A 17,038-nucleotide genomic window follows, 5' to 3' on the forward strand; every position below is an offset into this window, starting at 1 on the left:
GTACCGACGGTAATCCTACGATCACCCCTCTCGCGAGGGCCTTTACGGAAACGCCACCATTCGCCACCCCTTCGGATGAACGCACCTGGGGCCTCTCGCGATTCACTTGACAGGCGGCGATCAGCAGAGGGCGGAATGGGGCACTCGGGGGCGTGCGGAATGTGGCACACACCCCCGACAGCATCCGTACCCCGACGGATCGACGGCGACACGGCGGGCGGTTCGGTGCCCCCGGGTCGTAACCACCGGTGAGTCGGACCCGTTGGAGGGGGCATGGGCTTCACGATCGGCGACATCCGTGAGATGCGATCCGGCTCGCGGCGCCGCGGCCGTTCGGCCGAGGGCACAGCGGTGGCCGAGTACACAGGACTCTGGGGCTGGGCGGTGGCCCCCGGAGCGCGGGCCTCCGCGGGCAGCTGCTCATGCGGAGACACGGCCTGCGCCGCCCCCGGCGCACATCCGCTGGCCTTCGCCGGAGAGATCCCCGCGGGCGCCCCGCTCGACATCGCCACGGGCGCCTGGGCGGAGGTGCCCGGCGCCGCGATGCTGCTCCCCGTCGGGCGCACCTTCGACATCCTCGACGTCGCGGAGGCCGCCGGGCGCCGCGCTCTCGTGCGACTGGAGCGGATGGGACTGCCCCTCGGCCCGGTGGCCGCCACCCCGACCGGACGCGCACAGTTCTTCGTGGCCCCCGGGGCCGCGGCCGAACTGCCCGAGCTGCTCTACCGGCTGGGCTGGGACGACGCGGATCTCGATCTGCGGGCGCTGGGCCGCGGCTGCCACATCACGGCCCCGCCCTCCGACCTCGGCGGCCTGGGCCCGGTCCGCTGGCTGCGCCCGCCCTCGCCGGACACCGCGGGCGCTCCCCCGCAGGCGCGGCTGCTGCTGGGCACGCTGGCGTACATCTGCCACCGTCTGTAGCGCGCGGACACACGTGAGGGCCGGGCAGGCCGGCAGTCGGCTCGCCCGGCCCTCGTACGTACGGGGACGGCCCGGTGGGTGTCAGTCGCCGATCAGCGCGTCCACGAACGCCTCGGGTTCGAACGGGGCGAGATCATCGGGACCCTCACCGAGACCGATCAGCTTCACCGGCACGCCCAGCTCTCGCTGGACTGCGATGACGATGCCGCCCTTGGCGGTGCCGTCCAGCTTGGTCAGGACGATGCCGGTGATGTCGACGACCTCGGCGAAGACACGGGCCTGCACGAGGCCGTTCTGTCCGGTGGTCGCGTCCAGCACGAGCAGGATCTCGTCGAGCGGACCGTGCTTCTCGACGACCCGCTTGACCTTGCCGAGCTCGTCCATCAGACCGGTCTTGGTGTGCAGACGGCCCGCGGTGTCGATGAGTACGACATCGGCGCCCTCGGCGATACCTTCCTTCACCGCGTCGTACGCGACCGACGCGGGGTCGCCGCCCTCCGGTCCGCGGACGGTGCGGGCACCGACACGCTCGCCCCAGGTCTGGAGCTGGTCCGCGGCGGCGGCCCGGAAGGTGTCGGCCGCGCCGAGCACGACGCTGCGGCCGTCGGCGACGAGCACCCGGGCCAGCTTGCCGGTGGTCGTGGTCTTGCCGGTGCCGTTGACCCCGACGACCATCACGACACCGGGGGTCTCGGCCCCACCCTCCGTCTTGACCTCGCGGTCGAAATCGGTGCCGAGGAGGGCGATGAGCTCCTCGCGCAGCAGCGTGCGGAGCTGGTCGGGGGTACGCGTACCGAGGACGCGGACCCGTTCACGGAGCCGCTCCACGAGTTCCTGGGTGGGTGCGACGCCGACGTCGGCGGTGAGGAGCGTCTCCTCGATCTCCTCCCAGGTGTCCTCGTCGAGGTTGTCGCGGGACAGGAGCGTGAGCAGGCCCTTGCCCAGCGAGTTCTGGGAGCGGGCGAGCCGGGCGCGCAGCCGTACGAGACGGCCGGCGGTGGGCTCGGGGACTTCGATCGCGGGGGCGGCGGGCGCCTCCGGTTCGGCGGTGGCCGGGGCTTCCGCGGTATCGGGAAGTCCGGCCTCCTCGATGGTGCGCCGCGCTTCGTCGCGCGGCGCCTCGGCCTCCTCGCCGACCTGGGGTTCGGCGGGAGGAGTGATGGTCGGCGCGCTCGGCGGCGGAGGGGGCAGCTTCTTCTTGCGGCTGCCGACCACGAGCCCGGCGATCAGGCCGACCGCGACCACGGCGATGACTACGGCAAGGATGACGATTTCGGCGAGTTCCATAACCCGTCCAGTATCGGCCACGGCCGCGACAGGGGCACTGCTGCGACTGCCACCCGGAGGCACTCGGGGGCGTAATACACCTTTTGGCGGTAAGGAGCGTTCCAGCGGGGGCCGGCGGGGTAGCCGGCCCCCTACCTTTCTGACGGTACGTCAGCTACTGTGCCGCCTCGCCAGGCCGATCCGGCGAAGGGGACATGCCATGCCGTTCACCGTGCTCCGATTCAATCTCGTCGATCCAGCGGCCACCCCGGACACGCTCTCGGCCCGCTACCGGGCGGCGCTGGAGATGGCCCGGTACGCAGATGAACACGGCATCGACACGGTACAGACCGAGGAGCACCACGGGGCTGACAACTCCTGGCTGCCGTCCCCCTTCGTCTTCGCCGGTGCGGCGTTCGGAGCGACCCGGCGCATAGCGGTCACGGTCTCGGCGGTCATCGGGCCGCTGCACGACCCGCTGAGGCTGGCCGAGGACATCGCGGTGCTCGACCTGCTGAGCGCCGGCCGGCTCGTGACGGTGGCGGGCATCGGCTACCGGCCCGAGGAGTACGAGCGGGCGGGCGTCGAGTGGGGGCGGCGCGGCAGGCTCCAGGACGAGCTGCTGGAGACGCTGCTGCTGGCGTGGACCGGAGATCCGTTCGCCTACCGGGGACGTACGGTGCGGGTCACCCCACGCCCGTACACCCGGCCCCGTCCGATGCTCCTGGTGGGCGGCAGTTCACAGGCCGCGGCGCGGCGGGCGGCTCGGCTGGGGCTGCCGTTCTTCCCCAGCGCGCATCTGCCTGAGCTGGAGGCGTACTACCTGGAGCGGTGCGCGGAGTACGGGACCGAGGGCTTGTGCATGATGCCGGGCGCGAAGACCGCGCTGCTGCATCTCTCCGAGGACCCGGACCGGACCTGGGCGCATTACGGCGAGCACTTCCTGCACGAGGCGCGTACGTACGCCTCCTGGCAGTCCAAGGAGATCCGCTCGGCCGTGCGGTCGGTGGCGACGACGGTGGAGGAACTGCGAACCGAGGGCGTGTACCAGGTCCTCACTCCGCAGCAGTGCGCGGAGCTGGACGCGGACAGTCTGGTACTGCATCCGCTCTGCGGCGGGATGCCCGTCGAGGAGGGGTGGCGCAGCCTGCGGCTGTTCTGCGAGGTGACGGGACGCGGGACCGCCCCGGCGCAGCAGGGCTGAACCGGGGCGGTCCCTGTTCGAGGAGAGGGGCAGCGGGGATTAGCCCATCTCCTCCAACGCCTTGCCCTTGGTCTCCTTCACGAACTTGAGCACGAAGGGGATCGAGAGCACGGCAAAGAAGGTGTAGATGACGTAGGTGCCGGAGAGGTTCCAGTCCGCGAGGCTCGGGAAGCTCGCGGTGATCGCCCAGTTGGCGATCCACTGCGCGGAGGCGGCGACGCCGAGTGCGGCGGCCCTGATCCGGTTCGGGAACATCTCGCCGAGGAAGACCCAGACGACGACACCCCACGACAGGGCGAAGAAGAGCACGAAGACGTGGGCCGCGATCAGGGCGACGACGCCCTGGGTGTTGGGCAGTTTGCCGTCGACCAGGTCCGCGGAGAACGCCCACGCCTCGACGGCCAGCGCGATCGCCATACCGCAGGATCCGACCAGGGCGAGCGGTCGGCGGCCCACCCGGTCGACCAGGATCATCGCGATCACCGTGCCGATGATGTTGATGATCGACGTGGTGAACGAGTAGAAGAACGATTCGGTCGGGTCGATGCCGACGGACTGCCACAGCGTCGCCGAGTAGTAGAAGGCCACGTTGATGCCGACGAGCTGCTGGAAGACCGACAGTCCGATACCGACCCAGACGATCGGCAGGAAGCGGAAGCGGCTGCCGAGCAGGTCACTGAAGCTGGACTTGTGCTCACGGTGCATGGCCGTCTCGATCTCGGTCACCCGTGCGTCGAGGTCCACGTTCTTGCCCTCGACCTCGGCCAGGATCTCCCTGGCCCGGCCCTTCTTGCCGACCGAGATCAGGAACCGCGGCGACTCGGGGATCGCGAACGAGAGCAATCCGTACAGGACGGCGGGGACGACCATCACGCCGAGCATCCACTGCCAGGCTTCGAGGCCGGCGATCTCTCCGCGCTGGTCGCCGTCGGCGATCTGGAGGATGCCGTAGTTGACCAGCTGCGAGACGGCGATGCCGACGACGATGGCCGCCTGCTGGAAGGACCCGAGCCGGCCGCGGTAGGCGGGGGGCGAGACCTCGGCGATGTACGCGGGTCCGATCACCGAGGCCATACCGATGGCGAAACCGCCCACGACCCGCCACAGCGCCAGGTCGAGGAGCGAGAACGGCAGGGCCGAGCCGATGGCGCTCGCGGTGAAGAGCACCGAGGAGATCTGCATGCACCGGATGCGCCCGATCCGGTCGGCGATGCGTCCCGCCGTCGCGGCGCCGATCGCACAGCCGATCAGGGCGATGGCGATGACCTGGGCGAGCGTCCCGGAACCGATGTCGTACCGATCGCGGATCGCTTCGACCGCGCCGTTGATCACTGAGCTGTCGTATCCGAAGAGGAAGCCGCCCATCGCTGCGGCTGCCGTAATGAAGATGACATGGCCGAGGTGGTCCGGATGAGCCTTTCGGGCCCCGGACGCCGGTCCGTTCGCTGTGCTGGTCACGTGAACTCCTGATGCCTGGCCGCTACGTCAGACGTGGGGGGCGAGCTCTCCCTAGTGGCCCACAACTTTCCCGGCGCCACCACTTGAAGGCAAAAACAACGTTGCAGAGACTATGCGTTCAAGTTTCGAAGTCAAACGCCAAGGAAGGTCAGGCGAAGTCTCACATCCACCCAGGAGCACCCAAAGTGCGCGTTGAAGTTGTGACGATTGAGTAAAGAGAGTCTGCGCAGTCAGCGGAGGCGCTGGCTGATCACCTTGGAGACACCGTCGCCCTGCATGGAGACTCCGTACAGCGCGTCGGCGACCTCCATCGTCCGCTTCTGGTGCGTGATCACGATGAGCTGCGAGCTCTCCTGAAGCTCCTCCATGATCCGGATCAGCCGCTGCAGATTGGTGTCGTCCAGGGCCGCCTCGACCTCGTCCATCACATAGAACGGGCTGGGCCTGGCCTTGAAGATCGCGACCAGCAACGCCACGGCCGTCAGGGACCGCTCGCCGCCCGACAGCAGGGAAAGCCGCTTGACCTTCTTGCCCGGCGGACGCGCCTCGACGTCCAGGCCGGTCGTCAGCATGTTGTCCGGATCGGTGAGGATCAGCCGTCCCTCGCCGCCCGGGAAGAGCCGCGAGAAGACGCCCTCGAACTCGCGGGCGGTGTCCCGGAACGCCTCGGTGAACACCTGCTCGACCCGCTCGTCGACCTCCTTGATCACCTGCATCAGATCGGCCCGGGTCTTCTTCAGGTCTTCAAGCTGCTCGGAGAGGAAGTTGTGCCGCTCCTCCAGGGCCGAGAACTCCTCGAGGGCGAGCGGATTCACCTTCCCGAGTTGCTGATACGCCCGTTCGGCCGCCCTGAGCCGCTTCTCCTGCTCGGCCCTCACGAAGGGCTGCGGCCGGTTGCGCGGATGCTCCGGATCGTCCGGCAGTTCCTCGCCCTCGGCCGCCGGGGACGGCGGCACCAGCTGATCGGGGCCGTACTCGGCGGTCAGCCCGGCCGGCTCCACCCCCAGCTCCTCCAGGACCTTCGCCTCCAACTGCTCGATCCGCAGCCGCTTCTCGGCACCCAGCACCTCCCCGCGGTGAACGGAGTCGGTCAGCTTGTCCAGCTCGTCCTTGAGCGCGCGGCCCCTGCCCCGCTCGGCCGCCAGACCCCGTTCGCGCTCCGCCTTCGCCGCCTCGGCCGAGGTCCGCTCCTCCTCGGCCCGTACGACGGACACCTCCACGTGCGCGAGCAATTGACGGGCGCCGGAGGCCACAGCCGAGGCGACCTCGGCCTCGTGGCGCAGCCGCGCGCGGCGCTGTTCGGCGCGAGCACGGGCCTCCCGTTCGGCGCGGGCGCCGCGGTCCAGGGAGTCAGCACGTCCGGCGAGCGCCTTGACCCGTTCCTCGTGTGTACGCGCCTGGAGGCGGGCCTCCATCTCGGTCTGGCGGGCGTTGGCCCCGTCGGCGGCGAGCCGGTCACGCACGGAGGTGTCGGGCTCCTCCTCGACCGGCGTCTCCTCGGCGACCAGCAGCCGTTCGGCCAGCTCCTCGGCCTCCCCGGCCGCGCGCTCCGACGCCTCCTGGGCGCGTGCCGCCGCAGCGGCCGTACGCTCCGCCTCCCCCGCCGCCCCCCGGGCCTGCCCGGCGAGCCGGCCGAGCCGCTGGGCCACCCCGGACTTCTCGCGCTCGGCAGCCCTTCGGTGCTCCCCCAGCTCCTCGACAAGATGGGCGCGGTCGCGGCGCCGCTCCTCCGCGAGCTGCTGGGCGGCGGCGAGTTCCTCGCACCGTACGGCCAGTTCCGACAGTTCGGCCGCGGCCTCGTCGACCGATGCCTGCACTTCGAGGAGGCTGGGCGCCCCGGCCGAACCGCCCTGCGCGAAGGAGGCGCCCAGAACGTCGCCCTCCAGCGTCACGGCAGTCAGTCCGGGGTGGGCGGCGACGAGATCCTCGGCGTCCTCCAGCGTGCCGACGACCACCATGTCGCGCACCAGCGTGCGGACGGCGCCCATCAGCCCGGCCGGTCCGCTCACCAGGTCCACGACAGCGGGCAACCGGCCGGCGAACGGCCCGGGGCCCTCCTCCGCGGCGGTGTCCCGCGACCGGGGCTCCGCACCGAGGAGCAGCGCCGCGCGCCCCGCGTCCTGTTTGCGCAGCAGCCTGATCGCGTCCGCGGCGGCCGCCGGGTCCGTGGCCGCGACCGCGTCGGCCGCCGCGCCCAGGGCGGCCGCCACCGCCATCTCGTACCCCGGCACCACCGTGAGCAGCTCCGCGGCCGGGCCGATCAGCCCGGCCGGCCGGTTCTGCGGGTCGAGGAGCGCGCCCGTCCCGTCCTTGCGTCGCAGACCCAGTGACAGCGCCTCGTGGCGGGCGGCCACCGCGGCCCGCTTCCGTTCCGCCGCCGTCACCGCCTCGCGGGCGGCGCCGTGCGCGGCCTCCGCCCCGGCGAGATCCCGCCTGGCCGCGTCGTGCCGCTCACCCAGGTCCGCGTCGTCCGCGTCCAGCCCGTCCACCTCGGCCTTGAGCTGCTCGTACTCCTCCTGCGCGGCGACGGCACGCCCCCTGGCCTCGTCGCGGGAGGCGGCCAGCCGGTCGATCTCCGCCTGCGCCGAACCGGCCCGGCCGCGGGCGGCGTTGACCTGGCCGCGCAGCCGGGCCAGGCCCTCGCGCCGGTCGGCGATGGCACGGGCCGCGTCCTTGAGCCTGCGTTCCTCGGCGGCCAGCTCCCGCTCCAGCTCGGCGCGGTGTGCGGTGGTGTCCTCCAGCGCGTGCTCCGCCGCCTCCAGCGCGGCGGTCAGCTCGGCCTCCTGCTCGCGAATCCGGGCGGCCTCGCGCTCCATGCTCTCCGGGTCCCTGAAACCCTGCCCGCGCCGCTCGTCCTCGGGGGCTTCGGTGGCGCTCTTGACCCGGGCGTCGGCGAGGGAGACCGTGCCGCGGACCCGCTCGGCGAGCTGCGAGAGCTCGTACCAGGTCTGCTGGGCCCGCTGGAGCCGCGGCGCCAGCCGCCGTACCTCGTCCTCCAGCTCCGCCTCGCGTCCCAGGGCGGCCTTCAGATCCGCCTCGGCCGCCTCCCTGCGCTGCCTGAGCGCGGCCTCGTCGGCGATCTCGGTGCGCAGTGCGTCGTTGAGGCGCACCAGGTCGTCGGCGAGAAGCCGCAGCCGGGAGTCGCGGAGGTCGGCCTGGATGACCGCGGCGCGGCGGGCCACGGCGGCCTGCCGGCCCAATGGCTTCAGCTGCCTCCGCAGTTCTCCCGTGAGGTCCTGGACGCGGGCCAGATTGGCTCCCATCGCCTCCAGCTTCCGCAGCGCCTTCTCTTTGCGCTTGCGGTGTTTGAGGACTCCGGCGGCCTCTTCGATGAATGCGCGCCGCCCCATGGGATCGGCGTGCAGTACGGAGTCCAGCCGGCCCTGGCCGACGATGACGTGCATCTCGCGGCCGATACCGGAATCCGAGAGGAGTTCCTGAATGTCGAGGAGCCGGCAGGTGTCGCCGTTGATCTGGTATTCGCTGCCGCCGTTGCGGAACATGATCCGCGTGATGGTGACTTCCGCGTACTCGATCGGCAGCGCACCATCGGAATTGTCGATGGTCAGCGAGACCTCGGCCCTCCCGAGCGGCGGCCGGCCCGTGGTTCCGGCGAAGATCACGTCTTCCATCTTGCCGCCGCGCAGGGATTTGGCTCCCTGCTCACCCATCACCCACGAGAGCGCATCCACCACATTGGATTTGCCTGATCCATTGGGGCCGACGACGCAGGTGATCCCGGGCTCGAACCGCAGGGTCGTGGCGGAGGCGAATGATTTGAAACCACGCAGGGTCAGGGCCTTGAGGTGCACGCCGCCGGACTCTACCTTTCACTCTCGGTTTCGCTGATGAAGGTGCAGGGCACATCAGACGGTAAGGGAAGGGCGGTACGTCCGGGGCGGACCGGGGGGATCTCTGCGGGGGAAAGAAAAAGGGACGCCGAAGCGTCCCCTGTACTTGAATCGGCCTGCGCTACGGACCGAGGCCGCGGTTCACGAGCAAACCTCGAAGACCAGGGACGACGATCCGTGACGAAGGCATTCCGGTGGTGAGATCAAGCGGGTGCCGTATGCGACGCCCGGCCGGCCCCGTCAGGGTTCCGGTCAGGTCAGCGCGGGCTCCGCTTGGGGTACGTCGATGTCCATGCTGTCGAGCAACGAATCCTGGTGCTGAGCGGCGGCGTTCAGCGCGTCGTTTTCGTCCTGGATCCGGACAAGCTCGGATTCCAGGTCCTGGACGCGCTGCTGGAGCCGTCGCATCTCGGCGAGGAGTCGCGGATCGGAACCGCCGACGTAACCGAGAAGCGCCTTTGCCATGATGGATGGTCCTCCACACTGAGTGACCGACCGATGCGGTGTGGGTCGTGAGGGAATCGCACCCGCGGTGCTCGGCAGTGCTCTGTCTCCACTGCGGTTCTGCTGCCAATCAGCTCTGCCAAACAGCTAAGGTGCGCGGGGTTTTCAGCGTCTCACCAAAAAGTTTGACGGTCAACACGATCACACCCCGCAGAGGCGTGCATCCCCGGGGCGCGCGGCCTATGGATCATGCGGCGCGACTCTCCTGCGGGGCCCCGAGGGGCGGGAGGCTCTTCGTTACCGCCGCAGCCTGGCATGTCGGCCCGCTCTTGGCAACCATCACCGGCCGTGCGTCAATTCGCAGGTCATTTCGGGTGCGCGGCCCCTGGAGGGACCTCGGTCACCCCTCGCCGCACCCCGAATACGGAGTGGAACGGAGCCGGATCGCCGACTTCCGTTCAACGGATCGCGAATCCCTCATAACCGCCGCGCGGGGTGTCCCAGATCTCAGTCACTCCGTCCACGTGGCCGGGTGTGTCGTCGGAGCGCAGCCAGTCCAGCAGTCGGTGGCAATTCTCACGTGGGCCCTCGGCCACCACCTGCACCCTGCCGTCGTCGAGATTGAGCGCGAAGCCGCGGAGGCCGCCGATCTCCAAAGCGTTTGCCCTGGTGAACCAGCGGAACCCTACTTGCTGTACTCGGCCGCGTACCCAAACAACGAGTCTTGCATCTTCGTTCATAGCCGAACGCTAACGGGCCAATTGTTCGCGGGGCACGTCACCCCTTTACTCCATGGCGTACAGTCCGGTCGCAATAGCCTCACCCGAACGGGTGAGGCTCATGGGAGTAACGGTGACGCCGCGAGGGCGTCCGGAGCACATGGAAGGCACAGCGCATGGGACGCCACGGCAAGAAGCGGGCCTCGATCCCTGTACGCACGGGTCTCCTCGGCGTCTCCGCGGCCATGGCCGTCGGCGCCGTCGCCGTCACCTCCGGTCTGCTGCCCGGCGGTGACACCTTCGAGGTACGCGGCAGCTCATCGGCCGACCAGGTCCGCTCGGGAGGTGCACCTGACCTGCTGACCCAGGGCGGGCAGACGGCCTCACCGACCGGCCGCGCCTCGGCCTCCGCCGGGACGAGCCGCTCCAGTGAACGGCCCGCAGCCCCTTCCACCTCGCCTTCTTCGAAGTCCGCAGAGCCCAGCAAGCCGGCCGCGACCCCTTCGAAGAGCGCGGCGAAGCCGAAGCAGCCGACCAAGGCGCCCACGAGGAAGACCCCCCGGAGACGAGCGCGGCACCGGCCACCAAGACACCGGCCGCCCCGAAGACCTCGCCCGCCGCCCCGGCCCCCAAGCCCTCGGCCCCGGACACCGGCACGACCCAGTCCGCCCGTGCCTCCGTGCTCGCTCTCGTCAACGAGGAACGCGCGAAAGCCGGCTGCAGCCCGCTCGCCACGTCCCGCGGGCTGACCTCCCTCGCCCAGGACCTCAGCGAGGACATGGCCGCGCGCGGCTTCTTCGCCCACACCGACCCCGACGGCGCGACCCCGTGGGACCGGGCGGCGAAGGCGGGCGTGCTGGGCCTCGGCGGCGAGAACATCGCCCGCGGCCAGGCCGACGCGCAGTCCGTGATGGACGGCTGGATGAACAGCGACGGCCACCGTGCGAACATTCTCAACTGCGACTACAAGACGCTCGGCGTCGGCATCCACCACGGCTCCGGCGGCCCCTGGTGGACGCAGGACTTCGGCTTCTGAGAAACCCACAGGTCAGAGGCTTTCGACCGCCCTTGGGCCGTCTCAGGGCCGTGGCATGTGCCCAGTCCTCTTGAAGACGTCGTCCACCGCAGCTCGGGTACGGGTCTCGCTCGCGGGCATCAGGTGGGTGTACGTCCGTAGCGTGAAACCGGGGTCGTGGTGCCCCAGGTACTCACTGAGTGCCTTGATGCTCTCCCCCGCGTCCAGAAGCACCGACGCATAGAAGTGCCTCAGAGCGTGCGTGCCGTTGTCGCGAACCGTAGGGACGCCCGCGGCTTCGAGAGCGGGCTTCCACACTCGGTGGTTGAAGCGATTGCGATTCAGTGAGAGGCCCTCAGGGCTGTAGAGGATGAGAGCCGCGGTGACGGGCTTCCCGTCCACGGACTTCCACGGCAAGGTGACCGGCCTTGCCGGGTATCGCGCCATGTGGGCCCGCAGCGCATCCGCGACGGACTCAGGCAGCGGAACGTCCCTTTCCTTGCCTCCTTTGGGCGGGGCGAACACCGGCCGGTTCCGCAGTAGCTTCACCTGCCGCACCACGTGCACGACTCCACTGAGGAAATCCACGTCCTCTACAGCCAGTCCGAAGACTTCCCCCTGTCGCATCCCGCACCCTGCGGCAGGCTCCACCAAAACGCGGTAGCGCGCGGGAAGTGCTGCCTGCACAGCCATGACTTGGTCGGCCGGCCACGGCTTCACCTTGCGTGGATCGAGGCGGGGAGCCTTGACCGAACGGGCGCTACACGGATTCGAGCGGATCAGCCGATCCTCGACCGCTGCCGTGAACACCGTTGAGACGTGAGCGAAGATTCCGCGCCGGTATGCCGGGGAGAGTCCGGCATCCTCCAGGGTCCGGATCCACTGTCGAAGGTGGGTCGGATTGAACGAGGCCAAGGAACGCTGTCCCAGGTGGGGAATCGCGTGCAAGCGAAGCCGCATCTCCACAGACTCCCGCGTCGAGGGATCTGTCATCTGAGTCGTCATCCACTTGACGGTGTACTGCTCGAACGTCACTTTCCCTGCATCCAGGTCGACGTAGTCGCCGCGCGCCATGTCGGTCTCGATCTGCGACAACCACTGCTCTGCGAGGCGCTTCTGTCGGTCGGGGAAGGACTTGGACTTCTCGGTGCCGTCAGGACTGACGTAGCGGGCGCGGTATCGCATTCCGGTTCCGTGGCGATCGCTCTTGATCCTGACGGGCTTTCCGCTGGGGGCGGTCTCGGTCTTGAACCAGCGGTCCTGAATATGGCCAGCCATGTGGACTGTGTCCTCTCGACGAGTTGATGTGAGGGAGGCGGCCTGTGCCGCTCGGTGCGCTGTTCTGAGAGGAGTTTTCGGAGTATCCGGGTGGCGCCTCCCTGCCTCCCTGGACGCTGTTTGCGCTGGTCAGGTACAGGGAGGTGGGTCAGGGATGCGGTGAGGGAGTTCTCCCTGACTCCCTGGACGGATTGGGGTCCTCTCCCTGCAAGGGCGTGGGGGTGGGGCGAGCGCACATCGGCGGCTGTGCCGCCTTGCGCGGGGTGCGGCGCCACCCCCTTTACCGGCTTTACCTTGCAGGCCAGAGGCCCTTACCTAGCCCTCTACCGGGGTAGAGGGCTCCCCTTACCCGGGCAGTCCGGATAAGGGGGCCCGCTGCCCTCGCGACCGCCGCGCCGTCGCGGGGCGCAGGTCAGGGGGTGGGGCTTTACCTCTGCCAGTCAGGTGGCGGCGCGGGCTGCCTGCTGGTCGATCCAGGCGCGGACGGCGGCGGGGTCGTAGCGGACGTGGCGGCCAACTCGGAAGCCGGGCGGTCCGATGCGCTGCTTGCGCCAGTGGTAGACGGTCTCGATCGGGACGGTGAGCAGTGCGGCGAGGTCTTCGGGGGTGAGGTAGCGGTCGGGGAGTCCGGCGCGGAGCGTGGAGCGGGGGTCGGTCGGGTCGATCGGGAGCCTGGCCATGCAACCGTTCCTTCCGTCTTGTTCAACTCGGGCGGGTCGACCGGTCGGGGTGTGACGCGGGTCGTCACGCAGGTCAGGGGCCGACCGATTGGTCTCGTCGGGGTGTGGTCGGTCCGGGGTCGATCGGTCGAGTGCGGGTCGACTGGTCACCACTGCGCGCGCAGTGGACGGGCCCACCGGTTGCCGGGTCCCGGGGGCGGGGCGGCGCCGATCTGGTACGTGCCGTCGTCGGTCCGTACGACCAGCGGCAGGGGCACGGGGACGTTGCTGCGGATGAGATCGAAGCAGTGCCGGGTGTGCTGCCGGTCGGGCAGCAGACGGCGGTGCAGCCACGCCCCACTGCCTTGCGGGTCGGGGATGCGCGCCAGGTCCTCGCTCACCGCGCGGCCGAGCCGAACGAGGACGGCTGCGGGGACGCGGGCCGCGCCTTCGCGAACCTGACGCGCCAGGCTGCGGGCGTCGAGGCGACCGGCGCCTGGATTGCGGGCGTACCCGGACAGAGCCAGGCCGGCGGCGGCTTCGCCTGCCGTCATGCAGCGCGACCGTGCGCCCTCGTAGGAGAACGACACGGCCAGCCGGTAGGCGTACCAGCGGCATGCCCCGACTTCGGGGAACTCCACGGAGTCCAGTCCTGAGAACGCGTCGGTGGTCTCCACGAGTCCGGCCGGTCCCAGCTCGGTCATGGCCGTGCCGAGCAAGGCGTACAGGGCGTCCGTGGAGATGCCGGGCACGGCGTATTCGTCGCTGTAGACCTCGAACAGTGCGGCGGCAGTTTCCTCGCGGCAGAGCTCCATGCCCGCCACGGGAACTGACAGCGGCCCTGCCCCGCCCGCACGGCGCACCAGAAGGGCGCCGCGCGGGCGGGCTGGCACCTGGGCGAACAGTGCAGCCACGTGCGCAGTCGCGGCCCTCATGCGCGCGCCATCTGGCGAATCGTTGCTGCCGCGTGGACCGGGCACATCATGGCCAGCGAGTCGCAGCCCTCTTCGAGGTGCATCCGGATGCGGCGGGTGCCCCGGCACGGGCAGTCGCCGTCGACCTCGCCGACGTGGTTGCGGAGGCGGGTCTCCTCGCTCATGCGGTCGCGGTAGACGCTGCTTGCCGCCTGCTGGTCGGCCGCGACCAAGCGCCCTGCCTTCGGGAACCGCTGCTCGTGCCGCTGCTGAATCTGAACGCTCACCAGGCCATTGAGGTCGAGCAGACGGTGTCCGCGCAGGAAGGCACCCCAACGGGCCGTCTCCTCACGGCCGAGCCGCTCAAAACCCTGCGCGATCCAGTCGCGGAGCTGCTCAGCCGAGTGGCGACGGCGCCCGGTCGGCATGTCCGACACGTACAGAGCCACGGCCCGCTCAGAGCCGGTCAGGCCCCTGACGATGTCCAGGCGCGTAACGCCCATCTCCTGCGGAGCGATACGCGTGATGGTGGCGGTTTCAGGCATCATGGAATTGCCCCTTCGTGGGTCGGGGAGCGGCTATCTGCTTGGCGGTAGGGGCCGCCCCCCGGGGAGAGAGCCCTGGCCTTTTGGTCAGGGCTTTCTTTCAACCAGCGCTAGGCGCGGCGCTGCTGCCCTTCCGGCGATCGGACCGACTGGTAGGCACATCCCTAAGGTTCCCTAGGGCACCCTAGGGTGTCAAGGGGTACGCTAGGGAACGCATCGATTGAGACGAAGGAGCTGACGTGGTGTCGGAGCAGGTCGGTCATCGGGCCCCGTACGCACGGATCGCCGCCCACTACACAGATTTGATCGCCTCGGGGCGGCTGCAACCCGGGGAGCTGCTGCCCAGCATCAAGACGCTGGCGCAGGAGTGGGGGGTCAGTACGGCGACTGCCGAGAAAGCCTTGAGGCAGCTCCGCAGCGAAGGACTCGTGCGAGGCATCCACGGCATCGGCACCGAGGTGGTTGACCGTCCCACCCCCATGTCCTCGGGGTCTCAGCGGCAGGATCGGGGACGTCGCAACGGTTCGAGTTGGGGGGCAGGCGAGCGGTCCGACTCACACGAAGCGTCTGTGGTCTCGGCGCCGGCCGACGTGGCGGAGGCGCTGGACATCGTTCCGGGGACGGACGTGATCCGCCGCAGGCGCGTCTACCGCGATCGGCGTGGCATCGTCGCGCACTCCACATCATGGATTCCGGTCGAGCACGGAAGGCTCGTGCCTCAGTTGGCCGAGAGCGAGCGCCTAACCGGCGGCACGTCATTGCAGCTCATCGCCCGGGCCACAGGGCAACCGATCACTCGTCGCATTGACACAGCGTCAGCGCGTTTGTTGACTGCTGCGGATGCGGAGCTTCTGGAACTGAACTCCGCGAACCTGCCCACGGAACCCGTGGTTGTCATGACCGCAAAGTTCATCGACAGCACAGACCGCGTTGTGGAATACGGCGTGGACCTCGGCGGCCCGGGCCGGACGTGGCTTACGGAGTCAGAGGTCAATCACTGATGGCGGCTCCGGCCCGTGGGCCCTTCTGTGTCCTGATGGCGGGCCTCCCTGGCTCAGGCAAAACCACGCTCTCCCGCGCTCTCACGGCGCGAGGGTTCGTCCGGTTGTGCCCAGACGAGGAGATGTTTCGTCGGCATGGTGTCTACGGGGTCGACTTCGCCCGGGGCACCTTCCCGACGCTGGAACGGCCAGTGCTCGAAGACATCGGAATGGAGCTCCGTGTGCAACTCCGGGCGGGACGCAATGTGGTGGTGGATCACGGATTCTGGACCCCTAAAGACCGCGCGCATTGGCAGTCGATGGCCGTGGATGTAGGCGCGCTGCCGGTGCTCGTCTACCTAGAGGCGAATCACGAAGAGCTCTGGAAGCGGGTATCCAGGCGGAATGCTCGACACGAAGCAGATCCGAACTCGATCTACTTCTCGGAGAGCGACCTGGCCCGTTACCGAACCAGGTTTGTCCCGCCTCAGGCTGATGAGCCTCACATTCTCTACACCGGTGGCCCTGACTCGGTGCTCAAGGTACTTGAAGAGGCAGGGTTGCAGGGGCACTAGTCACTCCCAGCCCTGACCCCCTTCCTGTCAGGTCCGCTACCTCCGCTACCTCCGCTACCGTGCAGGTCAGGGGCATGATCGAGGTAGCGGATGGGGTAGCGGGTAGCGGACGATGCTGCTACCCGCCTCCCCTTCCCCTGAGAGTCCGCTACATCCGCTACGCCGCTACATCGCAGGTCAGAGGCATGATTTCTGTAGCGGATCGGTAGCGTGTAGCGGCTACGGCCGGTGCGCGCTACCGATCTGGGCCCGTCCCGCCGCAGGAGAAGCGCGCGCCAAAACGAACAGCAACGGGGACGGCCTCACGGCCGACGACCTTCGGCGCACACTGCCGGATGCAGACGGGGCAGGTTCGGCGAAGCTGGGGCCGGTGGTGGCGGCAGGAAGGCTTTTCAGGTCCCGGCGTTGCTGGGGGCTCATGAGGCGTTCTCCCTCGGCCAGCAGGTCCGGATGGACCAGTTGAGGGCGCTGCGCACGATGGAGCGGCACTCGGCAGCGGACAGTCCGGCCGATTCACCCGCGACCTGAAAAGCCTGCTCTAAGTGGTCCCGGCCGTCGCCCCGCGCTGGCAGACAGGGGCCCACTGAGCCTTCCAAGGGGGGCGCCTCCCTTGGAAGGCTTCATGAGGTACCCACCTTCCGCAGGCGTGTACGGGCCGCCGCGAACTCCCGCCGTGGGCGCCCGAAAGTCGTCCGCCCGGCAGGGCGGTCCTTTCAGCCCTTGGGGCTTGTCCCGCTTGTGGCGTGTAGCGGGACCTGTCCGCTACACGCCACCGATCCGCTACAGAAATCATGCCTCTGACCTGCGATGTAGCGGCGTAGCGGATGTAGCGGACTCTCAGGGGAAGGGGAGGCGGGTAGCAGCATCGTCCGCTACCCGCTACCCCATCCGCTACCTCGATCATGCCCCTGACCTGCACGGTAGCGGAGGTAGCGGAGGTAGCGGAGGTAGCGGACCTGACAGGGGGAGGGGAGGGGACTCTCGGTACGCCAGGACGATTCTGGCAGTGGAGCAGCGGGCAGCGCTGCCCGCTTGGGAGCGACCCCGGGCCGTCTGTGGGCCGTGCCGGGGTCGCCAACGTTCACCAACGTTCACCAATGCTGACCGTTGGTGCGCAGGTCAGGGCGACAGAGGGACACCATTACGCAGACCGTAAGGCAGGGGTCCCAGTTCTTCGGCTTCTGAGGATCGGCGCGCAGGACTTCGGCT

At 69.3% G+C, this 17,038-nt stretch carries 16 protein-coding genes; 6 read left to right on the top strand and 10 right to left on the bottom strand.

Annotation, left to right across the window (positions count from 1 at the left end; genetic code table 11):
* Nucleotides 1–273: 273 nt before the first annotated feature.
* Nucleotides 274–921 carry a bifunctional DNA primase/polymerase gene (locus F0344_RS08810; protein WP_185298253.1) on the top strand — a complete coding sequence of 216 codons (648 nt, stop codon included), beginning with the start codon at nucleotides 274–276 and terminating at the stop codon, nucleotides 919–921.
* Nucleotides 922–1,002: 81 nt separating this feature from the next.
* Here F0344_RS08810 and ftsY read toward each other — a convergent pair whose 3' ends face one another.
* Nucleotides 1,003–2,208 carry a signal recognition particle-docking protein FtsY gene (ftsY, locus tag F0344_RS08815; RefSeq protein ID WP_185298254.1) on the bottom strand — a complete coding sequence of 402 codons (1,206 nt, stop codon included), beginning with the start codon at nucleotides 2,206–2,208 and terminating at the stop codon, nucleotides 1,003–1,005.
* 199 nt (nucleotides 2,209–2,407) lie between these two features.
* Here ftsY and F0344_RS08820 point away from each other — a divergent pair, with 199 nt between their 5' ends.
* Nucleotides 2,408–3,391 carry an LLM class flavin-dependent oxidoreductase gene (locus F0344_RS08820; RefSeq protein WP_185298255.1) on the top strand — a complete coding sequence of 328 codons (984 nt, stop codon included), beginning with the start codon at nucleotides 2,408–2,410 and terminating at the stop codon, nucleotides 3,389–3,391.
* Between the two features lie 39 nt (nucleotides 3,392–3,430).
* Here the strand turns inward: F0344_RS08820 and F0344_RS08825 are convergent, their stop codons facing one another.
* The 5 genes from F0344_RS08825 to F0344_RS35595 form a co-directional block, all read right to left on the bottom strand.
* Entirely contained in the window at nucleotides 3,431–4,849 is a 1,419-nt protein-coding gene (locus F0344_RS08825) for a sugar porter family MFS transporter (RefSeq protein ID WP_185298256.1), read from the bottom strand.
* Between the two features lie 230 nt (nucleotides 4,850–5,079).
* Nucleotides 5,080–8,661, bottom strand: coding sequence for a chromosome segregation protein SMC (smc, locus tag F0344_RS08830; protein ID WP_185298257.1), 3,582 nt, complete (start codon nucleotides 8,659–8,661; stop codon nucleotides 5,080–5,082).
* Nucleotides 8,662–8,952: 291 nt separating this feature from the next.
* Nucleotides 8,953–9,165: a hypothetical protein gene (locus tag F0344_RS08835; protein WP_185298258.1), complete on the bottom strand. Its 213-nt coding sequence runs from the start codon at nucleotides 9,163–9,165 to the stop codon at nucleotides 8,953–8,955.
* 437 nt (nucleotides 9,166–9,602) lie between these two features.
* Nucleotides 9,603–9,884, bottom strand: coding sequence for an acylphosphatase (locus F0344_RS08840; RefSeq protein ID WP_185298259.1), 282 nt, complete (start codon nucleotides 9,882–9,884; stop codon nucleotides 9,603–9,605).
* A 79-nt stretch (nucleotides 9,885–9,963) separates the two neighbouring features.
* On the bottom strand, nucleotides 9,964–10,410 hold the full coding sequence (locus F0344_RS35595; protein ID WP_258049787.1) for a hypothetical protein: 447 nt from the start codon (nucleotides 10,408–10,410) through the stop codon (nucleotides 9,964–9,966).
* Nucleotides 10,411–10,542: 132 nt separating this feature from the next.
* On the opposite strand from F0344_RS35595, the gene F0344_RS35600 reads away from it, so the two are divergent.
* On the top strand, nucleotides 10,543–10,899 hold the full coding sequence (locus F0344_RS35600; RefSeq protein ID WP_258049788.1) for a CAP domain-containing protein: 357 nt from the start codon (nucleotides 10,543–10,545) through the stop codon (nucleotides 10,897–10,899).
* A gap of 42 nt (nucleotides 10,900–10,941) precedes the next feature.
* Here the strand turns inward: F0344_RS35600 and F0344_RS08850 are convergent, their stop codons facing one another.
* From F0344_RS08850 to F0344_RS08865, 4 genes are all read right to left on the bottom strand, one after another.
* Nucleotides 10,942–12,063: a tyrosine-type recombinase/integrase gene (locus tag F0344_RS08850; protein ID WP_374940074.1), complete on the bottom strand. Its 1,122-nt coding sequence runs from the start codon at nucleotides 12,061–12,063 to the stop codon at nucleotides 10,942–10,944.
* A gap of 533 nt (nucleotides 12,064–12,596) precedes the next feature.
* Nucleotides 12,597–12,836 (bottom strand): helix-turn-helix transcriptional regulator, encoded by a 240-nt coding sequence (locus F0344_RS08855; protein WP_185298261.1) that lies wholly within the window; start codon nucleotides 12,834–12,836, stop codon nucleotides 12,597–12,599.
* 146 nt (nucleotides 12,837–12,982) lie between these two features.
* Nucleotides 12,983–13,729 (bottom strand): hypothetical protein, encoded by a 747-nt coding sequence (locus F0344_RS08860; protein ID WP_258049789.1) that lies wholly within the window; start codon nucleotides 13,727–13,729, stop codon nucleotides 12,983–12,985.
* Nucleotides 13,730–13,746: 17 nt separating this feature from the next.
* Nucleotides 13,747–14,277 carry a hypothetical protein gene (locus F0344_RS08865; protein WP_258049790.1) on the bottom strand — a complete coding sequence of 177 codons (531 nt, stop codon included), beginning with the start codon at nucleotides 14,275–14,277 and terminating at the stop codon, nucleotides 13,747–13,749.
* Between the two features lie 236 nt (nucleotides 14,278–14,513).
* On the opposite strand from F0344_RS08865, the gene F0344_RS08870 reads away from it, so the two are divergent.
* The 3 genes from F0344_RS08870 to F0344_RS36510 all read left to right on the top strand — a co-directional run bounded on the left by F0344_RS08870 (nucleotide 14,514) and on the right by F0344_RS36510 (nucleotide 16,357).
* Nucleotides 14,514–15,275, top strand: a complete 762-nt coding sequence (locus F0344_RS08870) for a GntR family transcriptional regulator (protein ID WP_374940075.1) — start codon at nucleotides 14,514–14,516, stop codon at nucleotides 15,273–15,275.
* A 35-nt stretch (nucleotides 15,276–15,310) separates the two neighbouring features.
* Nucleotides 15,311–15,829 (top strand): AAA family ATPase, encoded by a 519-nt coding sequence (locus tag F0344_RS08875; protein ID WP_258049792.1) that lies wholly within the window; start codon nucleotides 15,311–15,313, stop codon nucleotides 15,827–15,829.
* Nucleotides 15,830–16,234: 405 nt separating this feature from the next.
* Entirely contained in the window at nucleotides 16,235–16,357 is a 123-nt protein-coding gene (locus tag F0344_RS36510) for a hypothetical protein (RefSeq protein WP_308460898.1), read from the top strand.
* The last annotated feature ends 681 nt before the right edge of the window (nucleotides 16,358–17,038 follow it).

Origin of the sequence: Streptomyces finlayi (assembly GCF_014216315.1) — a bacterium.
GTDB lineage: Bacteria > Actinomycetota > Actinomycetes > Streptomycetales > Streptomycetaceae > Streptomyces > Streptomyces finlayi_A.

Excerpts from the sequence above, each read along its gene's own strand:
- F0344_RS08810 (WP_185298253.1), top strand. The coding sequence starts at position 274 with ATGGGCTTCACGATCGGCGACATCCGTGAGATGCGATCCGGCTCGCGG.
- ftsY (WP_185298254.1), bottom strand. The coding sequence starts at position 2,208 with ATGGAACTCGCCGAAATCGTCATCCTTGCCGTAGTCATCGCCGTGGTC.
- F0344_RS08820 (WP_185298255.1), top strand. The coding sequence starts at position 2,408 with ATGCCGTTCACCGTGCTCCGATTCAATCTCGTCGATCCAGCGGCCACC.
- F0344_RS08835 (WP_185298258.1), bottom strand. The coding sequence starts at position 9,165 with ATGGCAAAGGCGCTTCTCGGTTACGTCGGCGGTTCCGATCCGCGACTC.
- F0344_RS08840 (WP_185298259.1), bottom strand. The coding sequence starts at position 9,884 with ATGAACGAAGATGCAAGACTCGTTGTTTGGGTACGCGGCCGAGTACAG.
- F0344_RS08850 (WP_374940074.1), bottom strand. The coding sequence starts at position 12,063 with ATGCGATACCGCGCCCGCTACGTCAGTCCTGACGGCACCGAGAAGTCC.
- F0344_RS08855 (WP_185298261.1), bottom strand. The coding sequence starts at position 12,836 with ATGGCCAGGCTCCCGATCGACCCGACCGACCCCCGCTCCACGCTCCGC.
- F0344_RS08865 (WP_258049790.1), bottom strand. The coding sequence starts at position 14,277 with ATGATGCCTGAAACCGCCACCATCACGCGTATCGCTCCGCAGGAGATG.
- F0344_RS08875 (WP_258049792.1), top strand. The coding sequence starts at position 15,311 with ATGGCGGGCCTCCCTGGCTCAGGCAAAACCACGCTCTCCCGCGCTCTC.